This window comes from Parasedimentitalea marina (genome assembly GCF_004006175.1).
Lineage (GTDB): Bacteria > Pseudomonadota > Alphaproteobacteria > Rhodobacterales > Rhodobacteraceae > Parasedimentitalea > Parasedimentitalea marina.
Map to the genome: position 1 here is coordinate 2,621,587 of NZ_CP033219.1, position 15,813 is coordinate 2,637,399.

At 52.4% G+C, this 15,813-nt stretch carries 10 protein-coding genes; 8 read left to right on the forward strand and 2 right to left on the reverse strand.

What is annotated here, in order from left to right; all coding sequences use genetic code 11:
• Positions 1 to 481: 481 nt before the first annotated feature.
• Positions 482 to 2,653 carry a calcium-binding protein gene (locus EBB79_RS12690; protein WP_127749232.1) on the reverse strand — a complete coding sequence of 724 codons (2,172 nt, stop codon included), beginning with the start codon at positions 2,651 to 2,653 and terminating at the stop codon, positions 482 to 484.
• Positions 2,654 to 5,349: 2,696 nt separating this feature from the next.
• Here EBB79_RS12690 and EBB79_RS12695 point away from each other — a divergent pair.
• From EBB79_RS12695 to EBB79_RS12720, 6 genes are all read left to right on the forward strand, one after another.
• On the forward strand, positions 5,350 to 6,228 hold the full coding sequence (locus EBB79_RS12695) for a LysR family transcriptional regulator (RefSeq protein ID WP_127749233.1): 879 nt from the start codon (positions 5,350 to 5,352) through the stop codon (positions 6,226 to 6,228).
• A gap of 94 nt (positions 6,229 to 6,322) precedes the next feature.
• On the forward strand, positions 6,323 to 7,150 hold the full coding sequence (locus tag EBB79_RS12700; protein ID WP_127749234.1) for a putative hydro-lyase: 828 nt from the start codon (positions 6,323 to 6,325) through the stop codon (positions 7,148 to 7,150).
• Positions 7,151 to 7,172: 22 nt separating this feature from the next.
• On the forward strand, positions 7,173 to 8,210 hold the full coding sequence (locus EBB79_RS12705; RefSeq protein ID WP_127749235.1) for a TRAP transporter substrate-binding protein: 1,038 nt from the start codon (positions 7,173 to 7,175) through the stop codon (positions 8,208 to 8,210).
• Positions 8,211 to 8,277: 67 nt separating this feature from the next.
• Positions 8,278 to 8,841: a TRAP transporter small permease subunit gene (locus EBB79_RS12710; protein WP_127749236.1), complete on the forward strand. Its 564-nt coding sequence runs from the start codon at positions 8,278 to 8,280 to the stop codon at positions 8,839 to 8,841.
• A 4-nt stretch (positions 8,842 to 8,845) separates the two neighbouring features.
• The gene (locus EBB79_RS12715) at positions 8,846 to 10,129 is read left to right on the forward strand and encodes a TRAP transporter large permease (RefSeq protein ID WP_127749237.1); all 1,284 of its coding nucleotides are present in this window, start codon (positions 8,846 to 8,848) and stop codon (positions 10,127 to 10,129) included.
• Between the two features lie 68 nt (positions 10,130 to 10,197).
• The gene (locus tag EBB79_RS12720; protein WP_127749238.1) at positions 10,198 to 13,797 is read left to right on the forward strand and encodes a hydantoinase B/oxoprolinase family protein; all 3,600 of its coding nucleotides are present in this window, start codon (positions 10,198 to 10,200) and stop codon (positions 13,795 to 13,797) included.
• Positions 13,798 to 14,281: 484 nt separating this feature from the next.
• Here the strand turns inward: EBB79_RS12720 and EBB79_RS12725 are convergent, their stop codons facing one another.
• Positions 14,282 to 14,734 carry an Lrp/AsnC family transcriptional regulator gene (locus EBB79_RS12725; RefSeq protein ID WP_127749239.1) on the reverse strand — a complete coding sequence of 151 codons (453 nt, stop codon included), beginning with the start codon at positions 14,732 to 14,734 and terminating at the stop codon, positions 14,282 to 14,284.
• Positions 14,735 to 14,836: 102 nt separating this feature from the next.
• Here EBB79_RS12725 and EBB79_RS12730 point away from each other — a divergent pair, with 102 nt between their 5' ends.
• Both EBB79_RS12730 and EBB79_RS12735 read left to right on the forward strand, forming a co-directional pair.
• Positions 14,837 to 15,517 carry an AzlC family ABC transporter permease gene (locus tag EBB79_RS12730; RefSeq protein WP_127749240.1) on the forward strand — a complete coding sequence of 227 codons (681 nt, stop codon included), beginning with the start codon at positions 14,837 to 14,839 and terminating at the stop codon, positions 15,515 to 15,517.
• The gene (locus EBB79_RS12735; RefSeq protein ID WP_127749241.1) at positions 15,514 to 15,810 is read left to right on the forward strand and encodes an AzlD domain-containing protein; all 297 of its coding nucleotides are present in this window, start codon (positions 15,514 to 15,516) and stop codon (positions 15,808 to 15,810) included. The genes EBB79_RS12730 and EBB79_RS12735 overlap by 4 nt, the downstream gene beginning before the upstream one ends.
• The last annotated feature ends 3 nt before the right edge of the window (positions 15,811 to 15,813 follow it).

The following is a 15,813-nucleotide window of genomic DNA, read 5'->3' on the forward strand; positions in this document are numbered from 1 at the left end:
AAGGATCATGGTTTTAAGAACCATTCATGCTCTATACATAGTCAGCTTCGGCCCGATAACGAACTTCGCTACTCATGAGGTCCACGACGGCCTTGGGTGCCAACAACAGGTACACTTCGCATGAACCCTTCAATCCATGGGCACTTCTGCCTTTGACAAAACCCCGTTTGCATCCGTTTTGACTGCAAGGCGCATGGCGTTGGTCTTCTCAAAAGTATCTTTCGATGCGGGGCCGTCCACAAATGCCATTCGAGTGGCGCCTAGCTATCTCGTGGATTCACTGTTGGCAGGACTGGGCAAATCTGCCACTCGGGTGGAGCCATCAAACTAACCCTCCGGCCCTAAGGCGTCCCTCAGCAACAGTCACAATTTCACGATCCGCCTGGTCGAATTGACTTAGGTGCAGGTTGCAACATTTCTCATCATACCCAGTCAGCAATGCAGGACTAGGCCACCGAGGCAACGCAGTGGCAATCCGGGCCTAGAAGAATGCGAAATCGTCCACGGTTAGATCAATTACGTTCGATACGGTTATTGCATTGATACCCGCTGTCCCGCCGAGTGCTGCGCCGACATCGATGACCGAATTACCGCCTAGAACACTAATGTGGTCCTCCAAGACCGCGAATGCTCGACTGAGAAGCTGCGCCAGCGCCACGTCTGGTAGATATTCAAAGGGCACACTTCCCAGCGCTGGCATCAGATCGCCAGCAAAACTGGACAGATCGATCACATCGGACCCAGTTGCGTCGTTGCCAAAGCGAAAATCAACGATTCTGTCCTGACCAAACTCCCCTTCGAAGATAAATGTATCATGCCCCCCAACCGCAATTGAGCCTGAACTGTTGTAGTTTGCGCGGCTGGTATCACCTGCCAATACATCATTTCCTTCGCCACCGTTCAGAACGTCATTGCCTCCGATTGCCGTCGAATTGCTGCCGCCAGAGTTCATGACCACTGCATCACCAACAAGGTAGTCATCTCCGGCACCGCCAAGCAACGTGTCGTCCCCTCCGACGGCCATTCCGCCGACACTCAGGTAATTCATCGATGAGGCGTCGCCATAGAGTGAATCGTTACCTGCGGCTCCTTCCAGCAGATCGTCACCACCGGTAGACGTGGCGCTGCTTTGGTGGTTCATGTATTGGGCATCGCCATACAGGTAGTCATTTCCGCCCCCGCCCTGCAATACGTCATCTCCACCTACTGCATTGCCGGTACTGAGGTAATTCATGGTCTGGGAATCACCATAGATCCTGTCAACGTCGCTGCCTCCAATCAGTAGGTCATTTCCACCGATTGCAGAGGTATTAAGTGAATTGTTGTTCATTGTTCCGGCATCGCCATAGAGATAATTACGCCCATCGCCGCCGTCAATTGTGTCATCACCGCCGGTGGCGATACCGTTATCACTGTACCAGTTCATCTGAGAGCCATCACCATACAAAAAGTCTCTTGACGCACCGCCATATAACTGGTCGTCGCCTCCCGCGGCTTCGGCGCCAGCGCTGGAGCGGTTCATGTAGTACCCGTCGCCATAGATCTCATTGACACCGCTGCCACTATACAAAACATCATTTCCACCGGTAGCGTTGGCGTTGGCGCTGTTGAAGTTCATAAAACGGCTGTCGCCGTAAATGTAATCAACCTCGTCAGACAAACCGATACCGCCGCGCAGAGTGTCGTTGCCACCGACTACGGTGGCGCCGGCGCTTGAATAATTCATGTACCACGCGTCGCCCACAATAACGTCGCTGCCGCTGCCACCATCAATCAGGTCACCACCACCCGAAGCCGTCCCTGAGCTCCAGTAGTTCATATAAGTGGCATCACCGTAGACGTTATCGTTTCCGGACCCGCCATCAAGAGAGTCGTCGCCACCGTTGGCGGCGTGTGAACCATAGTAATTCATTGTATGGGCATCGCCCAAAATACGGTCGTTTCCGTCGTTTCCATAGATATGATCATCACCACCAAAAGCGGTGCTGACGGCAATATTGCCGTAGTTCATATAATATGCACCACCCGACAGAAAACTGTCACCCGATGCGCTGCCGTTCAGCGTGTCGTTGCCGCCATAAGCGGTTCCGGACGAGCCATAATTCATGTAATAGGCATCACCATAAAGCCGTTCATTTGTGCTTCCGGCGGCATTCAGTTCGTCATCGCCTCCATAGGCATCGCCGGAGCCAAAATAATTCATGGTTTGGGCATCGCCGTAGAGGATATTGAAGTAACCTCCGCCAGAATTGAGGATATCGTTACCGCCCGTCGCGGTTCCACTTCCGAAGCCGTTCAAGTATCGTGCGTCGCCATAAAGGATATCATACGACCCACCAGATCCGGTTAGCGTGTCGTCGCCGCCTGTTGCAATGCCAAGGCTGCCGTAATTGAGCGAATAGGCGTCCCCGAACAGTCTGTTTGCATGTCCGCCGGTGTCGCTGATGATATCGTCGCCGCCAACAGCCGTACCGGTGTTTCCGTAATTCAGCCAATAGGCATCGCCGAAGATATCATCCGAAGACGTTGTCCCGATTAAGGTTTGGTCGGTGGCGATTTCTGTTCCTGAACCGCTGTTTAGTGTAAAAATCCCGTCTCCATAAAAAGTCGCCATTTTTCCCTCCGCTATCTGCGGCGCGTCAGGCAGGAACACAAGTTTGGGCGTCAGTACACCACTTTTTATGGTAATTCTTGAAGTATTCTCCGCAAGCGGTCGCTCTTCGAACCGGAAGCATATAGCACAAAATACGCTGAATTTGAAGTCTGGTGCGCCATGCCGAATTCAGCATGGCGGGAGACTCTTGGGCTTCCGTCTCTCACAACGATTTATTACATTTGGCCAATTATCAAAATGAATAGGATTAGGTCATTTTGGCCATCGGGTAGTGGTGGCCTTCGCCGATAATCTCGGCCAATCGCTCTTCAAGGTGTACTTCAGCCTCGCCCCATGCCGGAATGGACAGGTTCCGCATATATACCCGCTTCTGGAATAACTACTCACCTGGCTCGCATCTGTGGCGCAAGTCAAAAATCCCTCTCTCCCGATGAGAAACAAGGCATTTGGGGCGCATGAAGCGCTATCGAAATTCGGTCGACAGCGCCTTTCTGATCAGTTTTTGCGCACTTACTCAGGCGCAGGAACGATCTTTGTCAGTCTGCGGAGGTTTCGGGCGATGGCGGCGGTCAGAAACTTTTCATTTGCCCCGCATGGTCCTCGCAATTGCAGCCGTCCAAGGCCCAATCGGGTTTGACACCTCACCCTTCTTTCGCAGCTACATCGATACCACGCACTCTTTGGTTTTTGCGATATCGCAGGCGACCTGACGAGCATCCTCATTTTCTTCACGAATAATCTTGAGGCCGTCGCCATTCGGGCAGTAATTCGGTTTTGAGCGACATGACCCGTAGGTCAGCTTCAAAGCCTGTCACTTGGTGACCCTTTTTCCGGTCAAGCCACGGTTGGTTTCTGGGCAATTGCGGCGGAACTACTTGAACGCTTGTCCTCATCGCGACCCGTTTCGACCCGGACATAAAGGTCAAATACCACTATCTGATCGGAACGGTAAATGTAAGAAACTGGCTACCACAGCGATCATGCGTAAGCTGGTGGTCATGCCAAATGCTTAGTTGCGTGACGGTCGGAAAGGACGTTCGCTGTGATATGCCCTCAAGTCCGCATTGGCGAATTTCCCATCTGACTTTCGCAAACTATGGGGGCAAGTCGGAAAATCGCGATCTCCAGATTTCAGAGCTTTTCAACACAACCGGGCCAAACCTGCCGCCCGCTACGTCAGGTACCTAAGTGCGGTTTTGGGTCACTCGCTCCAGTTGGATCAATAACAGTAAATGATGGCAAGATACGCCAGAGAACCACTTGAGATCATTGCAACAACTCGCTGCATTCTGCCCCGCCGCGTTATAATTTTCTGAGATACTTGTTTCAGCGGCGAATGGACTGAATCGGCGATTTCAATCAAATGGCCGCTGACACAAGTAACAAAGGGAAACCAACCTTGGGCAGCATCAAATACATTGCCGACACTCTGGACGCGAGCTTGGCTGCGGTTAGGAAAGATACGATTTCTGCGATTGAGGCTATTGGCGCGTTGCGTCTGGTTTCGGCAAAGTCCGCACGCGAGATGGGAACAGACCGACCGCACGCCATTTGACTGCGCAAGAAATCACCCAGACCCGGTATGCCAATCTAGCGTTGGCTTTTGGAGCGAAGCCTGAACATCCCGACGGTCAGCGCTATACCCCGTTTTACGGCGCCGCTCCCGCAAATAGATGTGGGTGTCTGCGGTTTGGCCCCGCTGAAAATATGCCAGTATGGTCGCTGATCCACTGCCCACCTTTATCTAGCTGAAGGCCCAGATCCTGTCCGATGACAAGGCGGCAGTGGTTGAGGGCTGACGCGAACAAGAACGCCGCCCGCTGAGATTGCCCCCTGGCCTTCCATTCAATGCTTCAACCCCTCTTTCGAAGTCTCGCGCCAATGGCGGTCAAAGACCGTTTAAAAGCCGTTTAAAGACACGTTCAAACCGACGATTTGAACAGTTTGAACGCGTCCCGACTGGTTATTGCAATTATCTCTGTCTCAAAATGCCGATGCCGTACCGTTCAAGTCTGAGCCCCGACGACACCTCAGATCACCGCCCGGTGTTCAGCGTTTGGAAAGGTTGGGCAATTGCAGTTTGAAAAATGGAAGCACGTCCAACGCTCTGAGGGTGACCACCGTCAAACCCGCCGCTAGGATGCCATAAAACCCAAAACCGAGTTGCTTGGTAGAAGACATTTGATATTGCAGTAACCGGAAAAGCCCAGAGGATGGCGGAAGAAGCCGGTCAGTGTCCTGAAAACATGGGCGTTTAAGATAGCGAGCCGTGATCTGAACAGATTGGGCGCGTGTCTTTCAAAAAGGCATAAAATGGGATTTATACGCCAATAGGCCGGTTTTGGGACACCAAACGCTGCAAATCCCACCACCCCTCAAGAGCGCCATAATAAGACTGGTGCCTAATGTCGGCGCCTCAATCACTCGTAATTCCGTTGATTATTGAGCCCTAGAACTAGAAAGCAGTATTAAGCGGAACTATAACATCATGCGCTCGTCCATGACCGACAGAAATTCATACTTTGTGCTCCTAATTCCAGGTGCTGCACTGCAATATTTTTGCACTCCGGGCGGTTAACTGACTTTAGCTGCGATGGGAGTCGATGACGGCAGTGCGGACCTAACCGCCGTTCGCGCCGAAGGTATTTGAAGGCTTTTTCCAACGTTATTTTCAGAAAGTGGCCATTTCTTCGTTTATGGATATCAATGTCATTTGATCGATAATATGAATACGTATGACCTTTGACCAAATCAAAACATTCCTTTGGGTTGCTCGCCTTGGTGGCTTTCGCAAAGCAGCGGAGCGCTTGCATCTATCCCAACCCGCTGTGTCAACACGCATTTCCAATCTCGAGGAGGAACTTCGTGTTCCTTTATTCGAACGTGGACTAGGGGAAGTTGTTTTAACCAAACACGGCACGCTTTTGTTATCATACGCTGAGCAAATGTTGTTTGTTGAAGAAGAGATCAAACAACGTGTGGCAAATCCATCTGAAACAGAGGGACTTTTCCGCGTCGGTGCATCTGAAACCATCGCGCAGGCTTGGTTACCTGAATTTTTGAAGGCTTTCAGTACGCAATACCCTAGGGTCAATGTTGATCTTACGGTTGATATCTCATTGAACTTGCGTTCAGCCCTTCTGGAACGCCGTTTGGACCTTGTTTTCCTGATGGGCCCCGTGTCCGAATTCTCTGTCGAAAATGTCGAGTTGCCGCCTTTCGATTTGCACTGGTATCGCTCGACCCAAAACGACGAAACTGATCTGAGTGCTATTCCGGTCATTTCATATTCGAGTAAGACCCGCCCTTATAGAGAGCTTATGTCAGAATTGTCACGCCGTATTGGCCCCCAAATGCGGGTCTATGCATCGGCCTCTTTGTCAGCCAGTTTGAAAATGATAGCAGCGGGAATCGCTGTTGGTCCTTACCCGCGTGCATTGGCCGATGATTTTTTGCAGTCCGGACAAATCGTTGAATTTGATCCAGGATTTCGGCCCCAGCCATTAGAGTTTACAGCCTCATACCTTTCGGAACCACGCAGCTTTCTTGTTGAAAACAGTGCGGAAATTGCAAGAGGTGTCGCGCGCGACTGGGACAGCTCGCACCCCAGGTAGTTCAAAAAAATCTATCACATGTGATATAAAATGATAATTTGCATGAATTTGCAAAACTGTGGATTGTTCTGAGGACATCACACAGGCGTCCGACATGACCTTACAAACCACCTCATATTCAGATCTTGTAAACGTTTCTCCTGAACTGGTTCGAACAGCTATTAGGAGTGGATCATACACCGGCCACACAGCGGGACTCGCCGCTGGAAAACTCCAATGCAATCTCGCTATTCTTCCTGAATGCTATGCGTTGGACTTTCTTCGGTTCTGTCAGAGGAACCCAAAACCCTGCCCCGTTGTGGCGGTAAGCGATAGTGGTGATGCAAACCTGCCAACGCTTGGACCTGACATAGATATTCGAACGGATGTTTCGAAATATCGTGTCTTCAAAGACGGTGCCTTTGCCGAGGAAGTCGACGACATCCAAGCGTTGTGGGCCGATGACTTGGTCACTGTTGCTTTGGGCTGCTCGTTCACATTTGAAAACGCGCTTTTGCGCAATGACATCCCCGTCCGGCACATTGAAACAGGCCTTAATGTGCCGATGTTCCGCTCAAACATCGATCTTGAACCAGCAGGCCCGTTCGCGGGCAAAATGGTTGTGACCATGCGCCCGATCCCCAAAGAGCAGGTCGAACAAGCTCGTGAAATCAGCGCACGTTACCCCCATGCCCACGGCGCACCTATTGCGATTGGCGACCCCGCCCAGATCGGCATCGCAGACCTATCGCAGCCAGATTGGGGCGATGCCGTTGAAATCAAGGCTGGCGAAGTGCCCGTCTACTGGGCCTGTGGTGTGACCCCCCAGAATGTCCTTTTGGATGCAAAACTGCCCCTTTGTATGACCCACTCTCCCGGCCACATGCTGATCTCGGACGTGGCCGAGAATGCCGAAACAACCATCCTTCCACCAAAAAAATAAAATGCCAACAAGGAGAACAGATATGAAAAATGTTACAACAGCTATCGCGGCTTTGGCCTTCAGCGCCGGTGCAGCCTTTGCTGACAATCCCATAGTTTTGAACGCAGTGGGCACATGGTCCAGCCTGACCAACTATCAAAAACACGAAGAGCCGTTTTTTAACACACGCCTGAGCGAAGCATCTGGCGGCACGATCGTCGGAAAAATCCAATCCCAATCCGGCCTTGGCCTTAAGGGCTTTGAGATCATGCGCTTGGTCAAAAACGGTGTGTTCGATTTTGCCTTTGGTTTGCCCGGCTACGTGGCCGCAGAAAACGCCATCTTTGAAGGTGCGGACCTGTCGACATTGACCCAGGATATTGACACCCAGCGCAGGGTTTCAGACTCTTACTATCCAACCTTGGAAAAATCGTTCGCTGAGATTTATAATGCCAAATTGCTGATGCTTTACCCTTTCCCAAGCCAGACATTGTGGTGCAACGGCGAAGTGAACGGCATCGAGGATCTGAAGGGTAAAAAGATCCGCGTTTATTCCACAACCCTCGGTGATTTTGTCGAAGGCGTTGGCGGCACATCGGTCACTGTGTCTTTCTCCGAAGTTATTCCGGCCTTGGAAAAAGGTGTTGTTGACTGCGCAATCACCGGCACAATGTCAGCCTACACTGCAAAATGGAACCAAGTTGCGACACATGCCTACACTCTGCGAGTGGGTTGGGGGCTGGCATTTGGGGCCATGAACATGGACAAATGGAACAGCCTGTCAGCAGATCAGCAAACCTTGCTTCAGACAGAAATCGCCAGTTTGACGGATGCAATGTGGGCTGAAACGGCGACCGAAGATGATGTTGCAATTGCCTGTATTACAGGCGGGGAATGCGCAATTGGCGAGGCGGGTTCGATGACATTGGTCGAACCAACAGCCGCAGATCTGGCGACCCGTGACACCATCGCGACTGACGTTATTCTTGCCCGGTGGGCAGAGCGTTGTGGTGCTGAGTGTGCCGCAAACTGGAACAAAACTGTTGGTCCAATCCTGGGTCTGACAGCGGCAGCCAAGTAAGCACCCAAAAGAACGAGCGGCGGGGCACTTTCCGCCGTTCATCTTCTACCTGCACAGGAATTCCCCAATGTTAGAGCGATTGCTAAACAACACCCGCACCCTCAGCCTATGGCTCACTTGGTTGGGCGGATCACTGATTGTTTTATCCGCGTTTCTGGTCACCGTCGAAGTATTCTTGCGCAAGGTATTCAATGTCTCCATAGGCGGCGCCGATGAAATTTCCGGTTACGCCTTTGGTGTGGCGACGGCCCTTGCCCTGTCCTACGCATTGTTTGAGCGCGCCCATATTCGCGTCGACGCGCTTCTTGGGGTCTTTCCCAAATCCTTGCACGGGGTGATCAACCTGTTTGGCATGCTGATGCTGATCGGCTTTGCCTCAGTCGTTGTCTACAATGTTTGGTCCCTGGTCGGTGACACGCTGAACAACGGATCGCGCTCTATCACGCCGATGCGGGTGCCGCTGGCCCTGCCTCAAATTCCCTGGCTTCTGGGGTGGATGTTCTTCGTCTTTTCCGGAGCCCTGATCAGCCTTGTTGCGGTTAAGCGCATGATCCAAGGCGATGTTGCCGGCACCCAAGACCTGATCGGTGTCAAATCCCTCGACGAACAAATCGAAGACGAGACGGTATAAACTGATGCTTGTGAAAACACTGCTTATCCTGCTGGCCCTGATTGGTCTGGCGGTTCCGATTGCTGCCTCGCTTGGTTGGTTGGGCCTGATCCTGCAATTCACTGATAGCGCCATGCCATTGCACCGCGCCATTTCAGATATGGCGTGGCAAACCTCAACCGACTTCTTGCTGGTGGCGATCCCGATGTTTGTGATGATGGGTGAGATTTTGCTGCGCGCAGGTATCACCGAGCGCATGTATGATGGCATCGTCAAATGGGTGGGCTGGCTGCCGGGTGGCTTGATGCATTCCAACATCGGCTCCTCTGCATTATTCGCGGCAACCTCTGGATCATCCGTGGCGACGGCCGCGACAATTGGCACCGTTGCCGTGCCGCAAATTGAAAAACGTGGCTACAACGAAAGCTTGTTTCTCGGCACAATTGCTGCGGGCGGCACTTTGGGCATCTTGATCCCACCCTCGATCAACCTCATCCTTTATGGCCTGCTGACCAACACCTCAGTTCCGGAACTGTACCTGGCGGGCTTTATCCCCGGGTTCCTTCTGGCGCTTCTTTTCATGGGGACCATTGTCGTGGCCTGTATGATCAAGCCCGAATGGGGGGGAGAAAAGCTGCGCCACACATGGGGCGAACGGCTCCGGGCGCTGCCCGCTTTGATCCCGCCATTGGGTATCTTCGTTGTGGTCGTCGGCTCCATCTATGCTGGCCTCGCCACCCCGACCGAGGCTGCGGCCTTGGGGGTTGTCGCCTCTATGCTGCTGGCCGCAATCAACGGCAAAATGTCCATCGACATGATGCGCCAGGCCATTGAAGGCACCATGCGGACCACAGCCATGATCATGCTGATCATTATTGCAGCGGTGTTCTTGAACTTTGTCCTGTCGATCATCGGCCTGACGCAGGCATTGACGGATTTCGTGACAGGGTTGGGCTGGACGCCGATGCAAACGATGCTGATGATCGTCGCCGTCCTGATCTTGATCGGCTGCTTTATGGAAACGCTGTCCATGCTCTTGACCATGGCACCGTTGATTACACCCATCGTGGTTGCACTAGGGTTTGACCCCGTCTGGTTCGGCATACTGCTAATGGTCTTGCTAGAGACCGCGCTGATCACACCGCCCATCGGCATCAATCTCTATGTCGTGCAGGGCATCCGAAAATCTGGGCCAATGATCGATGTGATCAAAGGAGCGCTGCCGTTTGTCGTCACGATGTTTGTGATGCTGGGCCTGCTGTTGATCTTCCCGAACCTCGCGCTTTGGTTGCCATCTTTGTTCTACTAAGCCTGACAAACATCATTTCTTAACACTGTAATAGATGCTGGTCCGCCAGCACATGAAGGAGCTGTGCCATGTGGCAATTTTGGGTCGACCGCGGAGGCACTTTTACCGATATCGTTGCCAAGACGCCAGAAGGGGAGCTGCGCACGCATAAACTGCTGTCTGAAAACCCCGAGGTCTATATCGATGCCGCCGTACATGGCATTCGTGATCTACTTGGCCTTGCCCCCAACGATCCAATCCCCAAGGGCCGCATAGGCGCAGTCAAAATGGGTACAACCGTCGCCACCAACGCGCTGCTTGAGCGCAAAGGCGAGCGAACGCTGCTTCTCATCACTAAAGGTATGCGTGATCTTCTGCGCATTGGGTTCCAAAACCGGCCCCGATTGTTTGACCTCGATATCCAACTGCCAGAACTGCTGTATGAAGATGTGATTGAGGTTGAAGAGCGCATCGCGGCAGATGGCACAGTCATTTTGCCACTCGAAAGCCAAAAAACACGCGATGCGCTGTCGCGCGCTTACTGTGAAGGCTACCGCTCTGTCGCAGTGGCGTTGATGCACAGTTACCGGTATTCAGATCATGAGAAGCAGATCGGCGACATGGCACGCCAATCCGGCTTTACGCAAGTGTCACTCAGCCACGAGGCCAGCCCCTTGATCAAGCTGGTTTCGCGCGGCGACACAGCCGTTGTCGATGCCTACCTCTCTCCCATCCTGCGGCGCTACGTCGGCCAGGTTGCAGATGCCTTGGACGCCGACAAAGGCGGATGTGAACGCCTGATGTTCATGCGATCAAACGGTGGATTGACAGACGCCGCCCTTTTTGAGGGCCGCGACGCGATCCTGTCGGGGCCCGCGGGCGGCGTTGTCGGCATGGTCAGCACGGCAACTGAATATGGTTTTGACAAGCTTATCGGGTTCGATATGGGCGGCACATCAACCGATGTTTGCCATTACGCAGGGGAATATGAGCGCAATTTTGAAACTGAAGTGGCAGGCGTACGGATGCGTGCGCCAATGATGTCCATTCATACAGTCGCGGCTGGCGGCGGGTCGATCTTGTCGTATCGCGATGGGCGGATGCAAGTTGGTCCAGAAAGCGCTGGTGCCAACCCTGGCCCAGCCGCATATCGGCGCGGCGGCCCTTTAACTGTCACCGATTGCAATGTCTTGCTAGGCAAACTGCAACCAGATTTTTTCCCACCGGTTTTCGGCCCGAACGCGGATCAGCCGTTGGATTTCGACGCGGTCCGAACCAAATTTGAAGCCATGGCGATTGAGATTGGCAACGGCCTGTCTATCGAAGAGATCGCCCAAGGTTTCTTGCGGATCGCAGTCGAAAATATGGCAAATGCGATTAAGAAAATCAGTGTCCAACGCGGCTATGACGTTACCAAATACACTATGAACTGCTTTGGCGGTGCGGGCGGCCAGCATGCTTGTTTGGTGGCGGATGCATTAGGGATGGAAAGCGTCTTCATTCATCCATTTGCCGGTGTGTTATCCGCCTTTGGAATGGGGCTTGCAGATGTGCGTGCCATGCGGGAACATCAGTTTGGTAAAGGCATCGACCAACTTGACGATGCTCGCAATGTCCTTGACCAACTGTGCGCGGATGCAAATGCAGAAGTGAGCAGTCAAGGTATACCCGACAGCAATATCAAAACCGTAAGAATGGCGCATATCCGCCCCACTGGCGCACAACAAACTCTAGAGGTGCCATTCGCAACTCAAGACGAGATGACCCAAGCGTTTGAAGCAGCGCATAAACAGCGGTTCGGGTTTGTCCCTGAAGGGGCCAAATTGTTGATCGAAATCCTGTCAGCCGAGGCCATCGGGGAGACGGGCGAAACTGTAACCCTGACCGAAAGCGCCAGCGGTTCAGGCACAGCGCACACAGGTAAAATGTGGTCCGAAGGCTCATTGACAGACACGCCAATCGTTGACCGCACAAGCATGCGTCAAGGGGACGTGCTGCAGGGTCCTGCGATCCTGACGGAACCAACTGGCACCAACATTTTGGAACAAGGTTGGCAAGCCAAATGCATCGCAGGCGGTTGCCTTGTTCTGACACGGATCACGCCACTGGCCCGCCGAGAGGCGATTGGCACCAAGGTAGATCCCGTAATGCTTGAAGTCTTTAACAACCTGTTCATGTCCATCGCCGACCAGATGGGAGCGACGCTCGCCAACACCGCATATTCTGTAAATATCAAAGAGCGGTACGACTTTTCCTGTGCGATCTTTGATGAAATGGGCGACCTGGTCGCAAATGCGCCGCATGTGCCGGTTCATTTGGGGTCAATGTCCGAAAGCGTGCGGGTCATTTTGGCACAAAACCAAGGCAAAATCAGGCCCGGTGATGTGTTCATGATGAACAACCCGTTTAATGGTGGCACGCATTTGCCAGATGTTACGGTGATCACCCCGATTTTTGACACGACGGGTAAGCGGATAATCTACACCGTTGCCAGTCGCGGACACCATGCGGATATTGGCGGCAAAACTCCGGGTTCAGCCCCGCCTGACAGCAGAACTATCGATGACGAAGGCGTTCTGATCGACAACTTTCTCTTGGTTGAACAAGGCCAGCTGCGAAACGAACAAGCCCGCGCGTTACTAGCCTCAGGTAAATACCCGTGCCGCAACATTGATCAAAACATGGCGGACCTTTCAGCGCAAATCGCGGCAAACACCACGGGTCAAATTGAGTTGCAGAAAATCACTGATCAATTCGGTGTTCGAACCGTACACGCCTATATGACCCACGTTCAAAAGAATGCCGAAGAAAGCGTGCGACGGGTGTTGGATGTGCTTCATGACAGCAAATTCACCTATCCACTCGACAGCGGCGACCAGATCAAAGTCGCAATCTCCGTCAACAAAAGAGAACGGATCGCGACCATTGATTTCACCGGTACTTCGCCCCAAAATGAATGGAATTACAACGCGCCGCTGGCGATTTGTCGCGCGGTTGTCCTTTATGTGTTTCGCACTTTGGTCGGCAGTGACATTCCCATGAACGAGGGCTGCCTAAAGCCATTGACCCTTATTGTGCCCAAGGGAAGCATGATCAATCCCGACTCCCCTGCCGCCGTCATTTCGGGCAATACAGAGGTCAGTCAGGCAATAGCCGACACGCTTTACGGCGCACTAGGTGTGATCGCGGGCAGCCAAGGAACAATGAATAATTTCGTCTACGGAAACGACAGCTATCAGAACTACGAAACCATTTGCGGTGGGGCTGGTGCGGGGAACGGATTTCATGGAACAAGTGCCGTTCATAGCCATATGACCAACACCCGCATGACCGATCCAGAAGTCTTAGAAACACGCTTTCCCGTGCGCCTTGATGAATTTTCGATACGCAGAGGGTCAGGCGGACTTGGAAAATTCTGCGGTGGTGATGGAATTGTTAGACGATTACGTTTTCTTGAAGCAACGACCGTTACGGTTTTGTCATCTCATCGTAAAGTCCAGCCACACGGTGCTATGGGCGGCAGTTCTGGCGCAGTTGGAGAGAACAGTATTGAGCGAGAAAATGGACAGATTGAGATGCTGAACGGTAATGATGAAGCCAACATGATGCCCAGTGATGTGTTTGTTCTGAAGTCTCCTGGCGGCGGTGGGTTTGGGCCTACATGCAACCTGTCTGACGTCAGCACCTAAGCGTTCAAATGGAACAATTCTAAAAGAGAATGTTGTTGGCAACACAGTTGAAGCTGACATTTGCTACAAGGCGACAACTTGGTAGGCGAGAGCACCAACCTGCTCTTCGCCGTACCATCCATGTGGGTCCGCAATGGGCCGGGGCTGTATGAAAACTCCGCCAGAAGATTGATAACGGTTGAAAACACCCGTTATCTTCACTCTCTCGTCCAGTTGAACGGGCTTTTCTACACTTCATCGATATGAAAGCCACGACAGAACATCCGACCAGGAGTTTTCACATTGCCTCGGCCGAAAGCACCAATTGGATCGACAGCAGTGAATGACTGCAAGGCGCAGTTATTGACCTTTGCAAAGTCAGCCCCACGGAAGCGCCGACATGTCGCGAACGGCCCTCTGTGCACCTTCAAGGACGTTGCTACGATTGACGGCAAAGAGTCCATATTCCATCGTTCTGCATGAAGCGAATAGCGGCTTTCGAAGATCAGATGGGCAATTCTAGAGTCGCTTTCTCGGTCGAAATAACAATCGATGTGCGAAATTTACGGACGTTCTTATCTGAGAAGAAGAACCTATGCGTAAATGATTCGTAGTCCTCAATGTCCTTTGCAACCACAATCATAACGAAGTCTGCATCCCCAGCAATACAGTAGAAATTCGTCACCTGCCTATCCTGTCGGGCTTTCCTTTTAAAAGCGTCAATCTGATCTAAACGGTCCCGTTCAAGCTCAACAGACACGACCGCAGTGATGCCAAAGCCCAGTTTCTGCTGATCTAAAACTGCGACTTCCTTTTGGATAACTCCGGCATCACGCATCACTTTTAACCGTCTCTGTACAGACGCTGTAGATGCTCCGATATGGTCTGCCAAATCTTGTATTGGAGTTCGCGCATTTTTCTGCAAAACGCCCAATAACTTATAGTCAGACTGATCCATGATGCACTACCTTCAACAAGTGTAAGATTTTGATGCGATACGATCACATTATGCAGGTATTTGCTGTTTAGTCTATCAAACATAGTCGCTAAATTGCCCGTCATGAAACATGGTGCTCTCGCAATTCTCCCCCTCGCCGCCGGTGCAGCCCTCTATGGCTTTGCATTTGGCCTATTGGCAGCTCAAGTCGGTTTTCCCTGGTGGGGCGTTGCCCTTATGAGCAGCTTTGTCCATGCTGGATCATCACAGATTGTAGCCGTCGAGCAATTTTCGGGAACGTCCGCGGTGGTCGGAGCGGCTCTCGCAGGTGCCGCTCTAAACCTCCGATACATCGGCATTGTTGCTTCGTTGTCAGAGCTTCTGAATGGGCTTTCATTTCGCATGAAGTTGCTGACAATCCATATCACTGGCGACGAAAACTGGGCCTTAACAATGGCGGAGCGGGCTAAGAATCCTGAAATAGGGGCCAGTTTTTTGATCGGCTCAGGGCTTGTGATGATCTCAGTCTGGACAGGCTCGACAACGCTCGGGGCGTTTGCAGGGGCAACGCTGCCAAACCTTGAGCAACTCGGGTTAGGTTTCGCATTCACCGCTGCCTTCATTGCGATGGCGGTGGGGCTATGGCGCGGCCCGGCAAACCTCATTCCGTGGGCCGCCAGCTTCACAGTCACAATCTGCGCTGTCACCTTGGGCGCACCGAAGGCATACGCCATTGTCGCAGGAGCTGTCTTCGGTCTCGCTGTTTCCCATATTGTTAGAAGCAAAAGAAAGCTCGTATTGTGAATTTCTCTTTTTGGATGTTGATCATTGTTCTCGCGGTTGCTGCGTTCTCTATCAGAGTGTTAGGCCTTTTTGCTGGCGATACAATCAGGTCTTCTCGGTTCTCGTGGGTGCTGGATGACTTGCCGGGTCTTATCGTCGTAGCACTAGTGGCATCATCGCTTGCTGGTCAGTCCATCGGAACTTGGCTTGCCGCAGCTGCTGCGCTCGGCGTCGCATATGTCACCAACCACGTGATTATGACGATGTGTGTTGGCGTTGCTGCATACGGGGTGCTGGTGTGGATTGGGCTATGAGAT

Excerpts from the sequence above, each read along its gene's own strand:
- EBB79_RS12720 (WP_127749238.1), top strand. The coding sequence starts at position 10,198 with ATGTGGCAATTTTGGGTCGACCGCGGAGGCACTTTTACCGATATCGTT.
- EBB79_RS12710 (WP_127749236.1), top strand. The coding sequence starts at position 8,278 with ATGTTAGAGCGATTGCTAAACAACACCCGCACCCTCAGCCTATGGCTC.
- EBB79_RS12725 (WP_127749239.1), bottom strand. The coding sequence starts at position 14,734 with ATGGATCAGTCTGACTATAAGTTATTGGGCGTTTTGCAGAAAAATGCG.
- EBB79_RS12715 (WP_127749237.1), top strand. The coding sequence starts at position 8,846 with ATGCTTGTGAAAACACTGCTTATCCTGCTGGCCCTGATTGGTCTGGCG.
- EBB79_RS12700 (WP_127749234.1), top strand. The coding sequence starts at position 6,323 with ATGACCTTACAAACCACCTCATATTCAGATCTTGTAAACGTTTCTCCT.
- EBB79_RS12695 (WP_127749233.1), top strand. The coding sequence starts at position 5,350 with ATGACCTTTGACCAAATCAAAACATTCCTTTGGGTTGCTCGCCTTGGT.
- EBB79_RS12705 (WP_127749235.1), top strand. The coding sequence starts at position 7,173 with ATGAAAAATGTTACAACAGCTATCGCGGCTTTGGCCTTCAGCGCCGGT.
- EBB79_RS12730 (WP_127749240.1), top strand. The coding sequence starts at position 14,837 with ATGAAACATGGTGCTCTCGCAATTCTCCCCCTCGCCGCCGGTGCAGCC.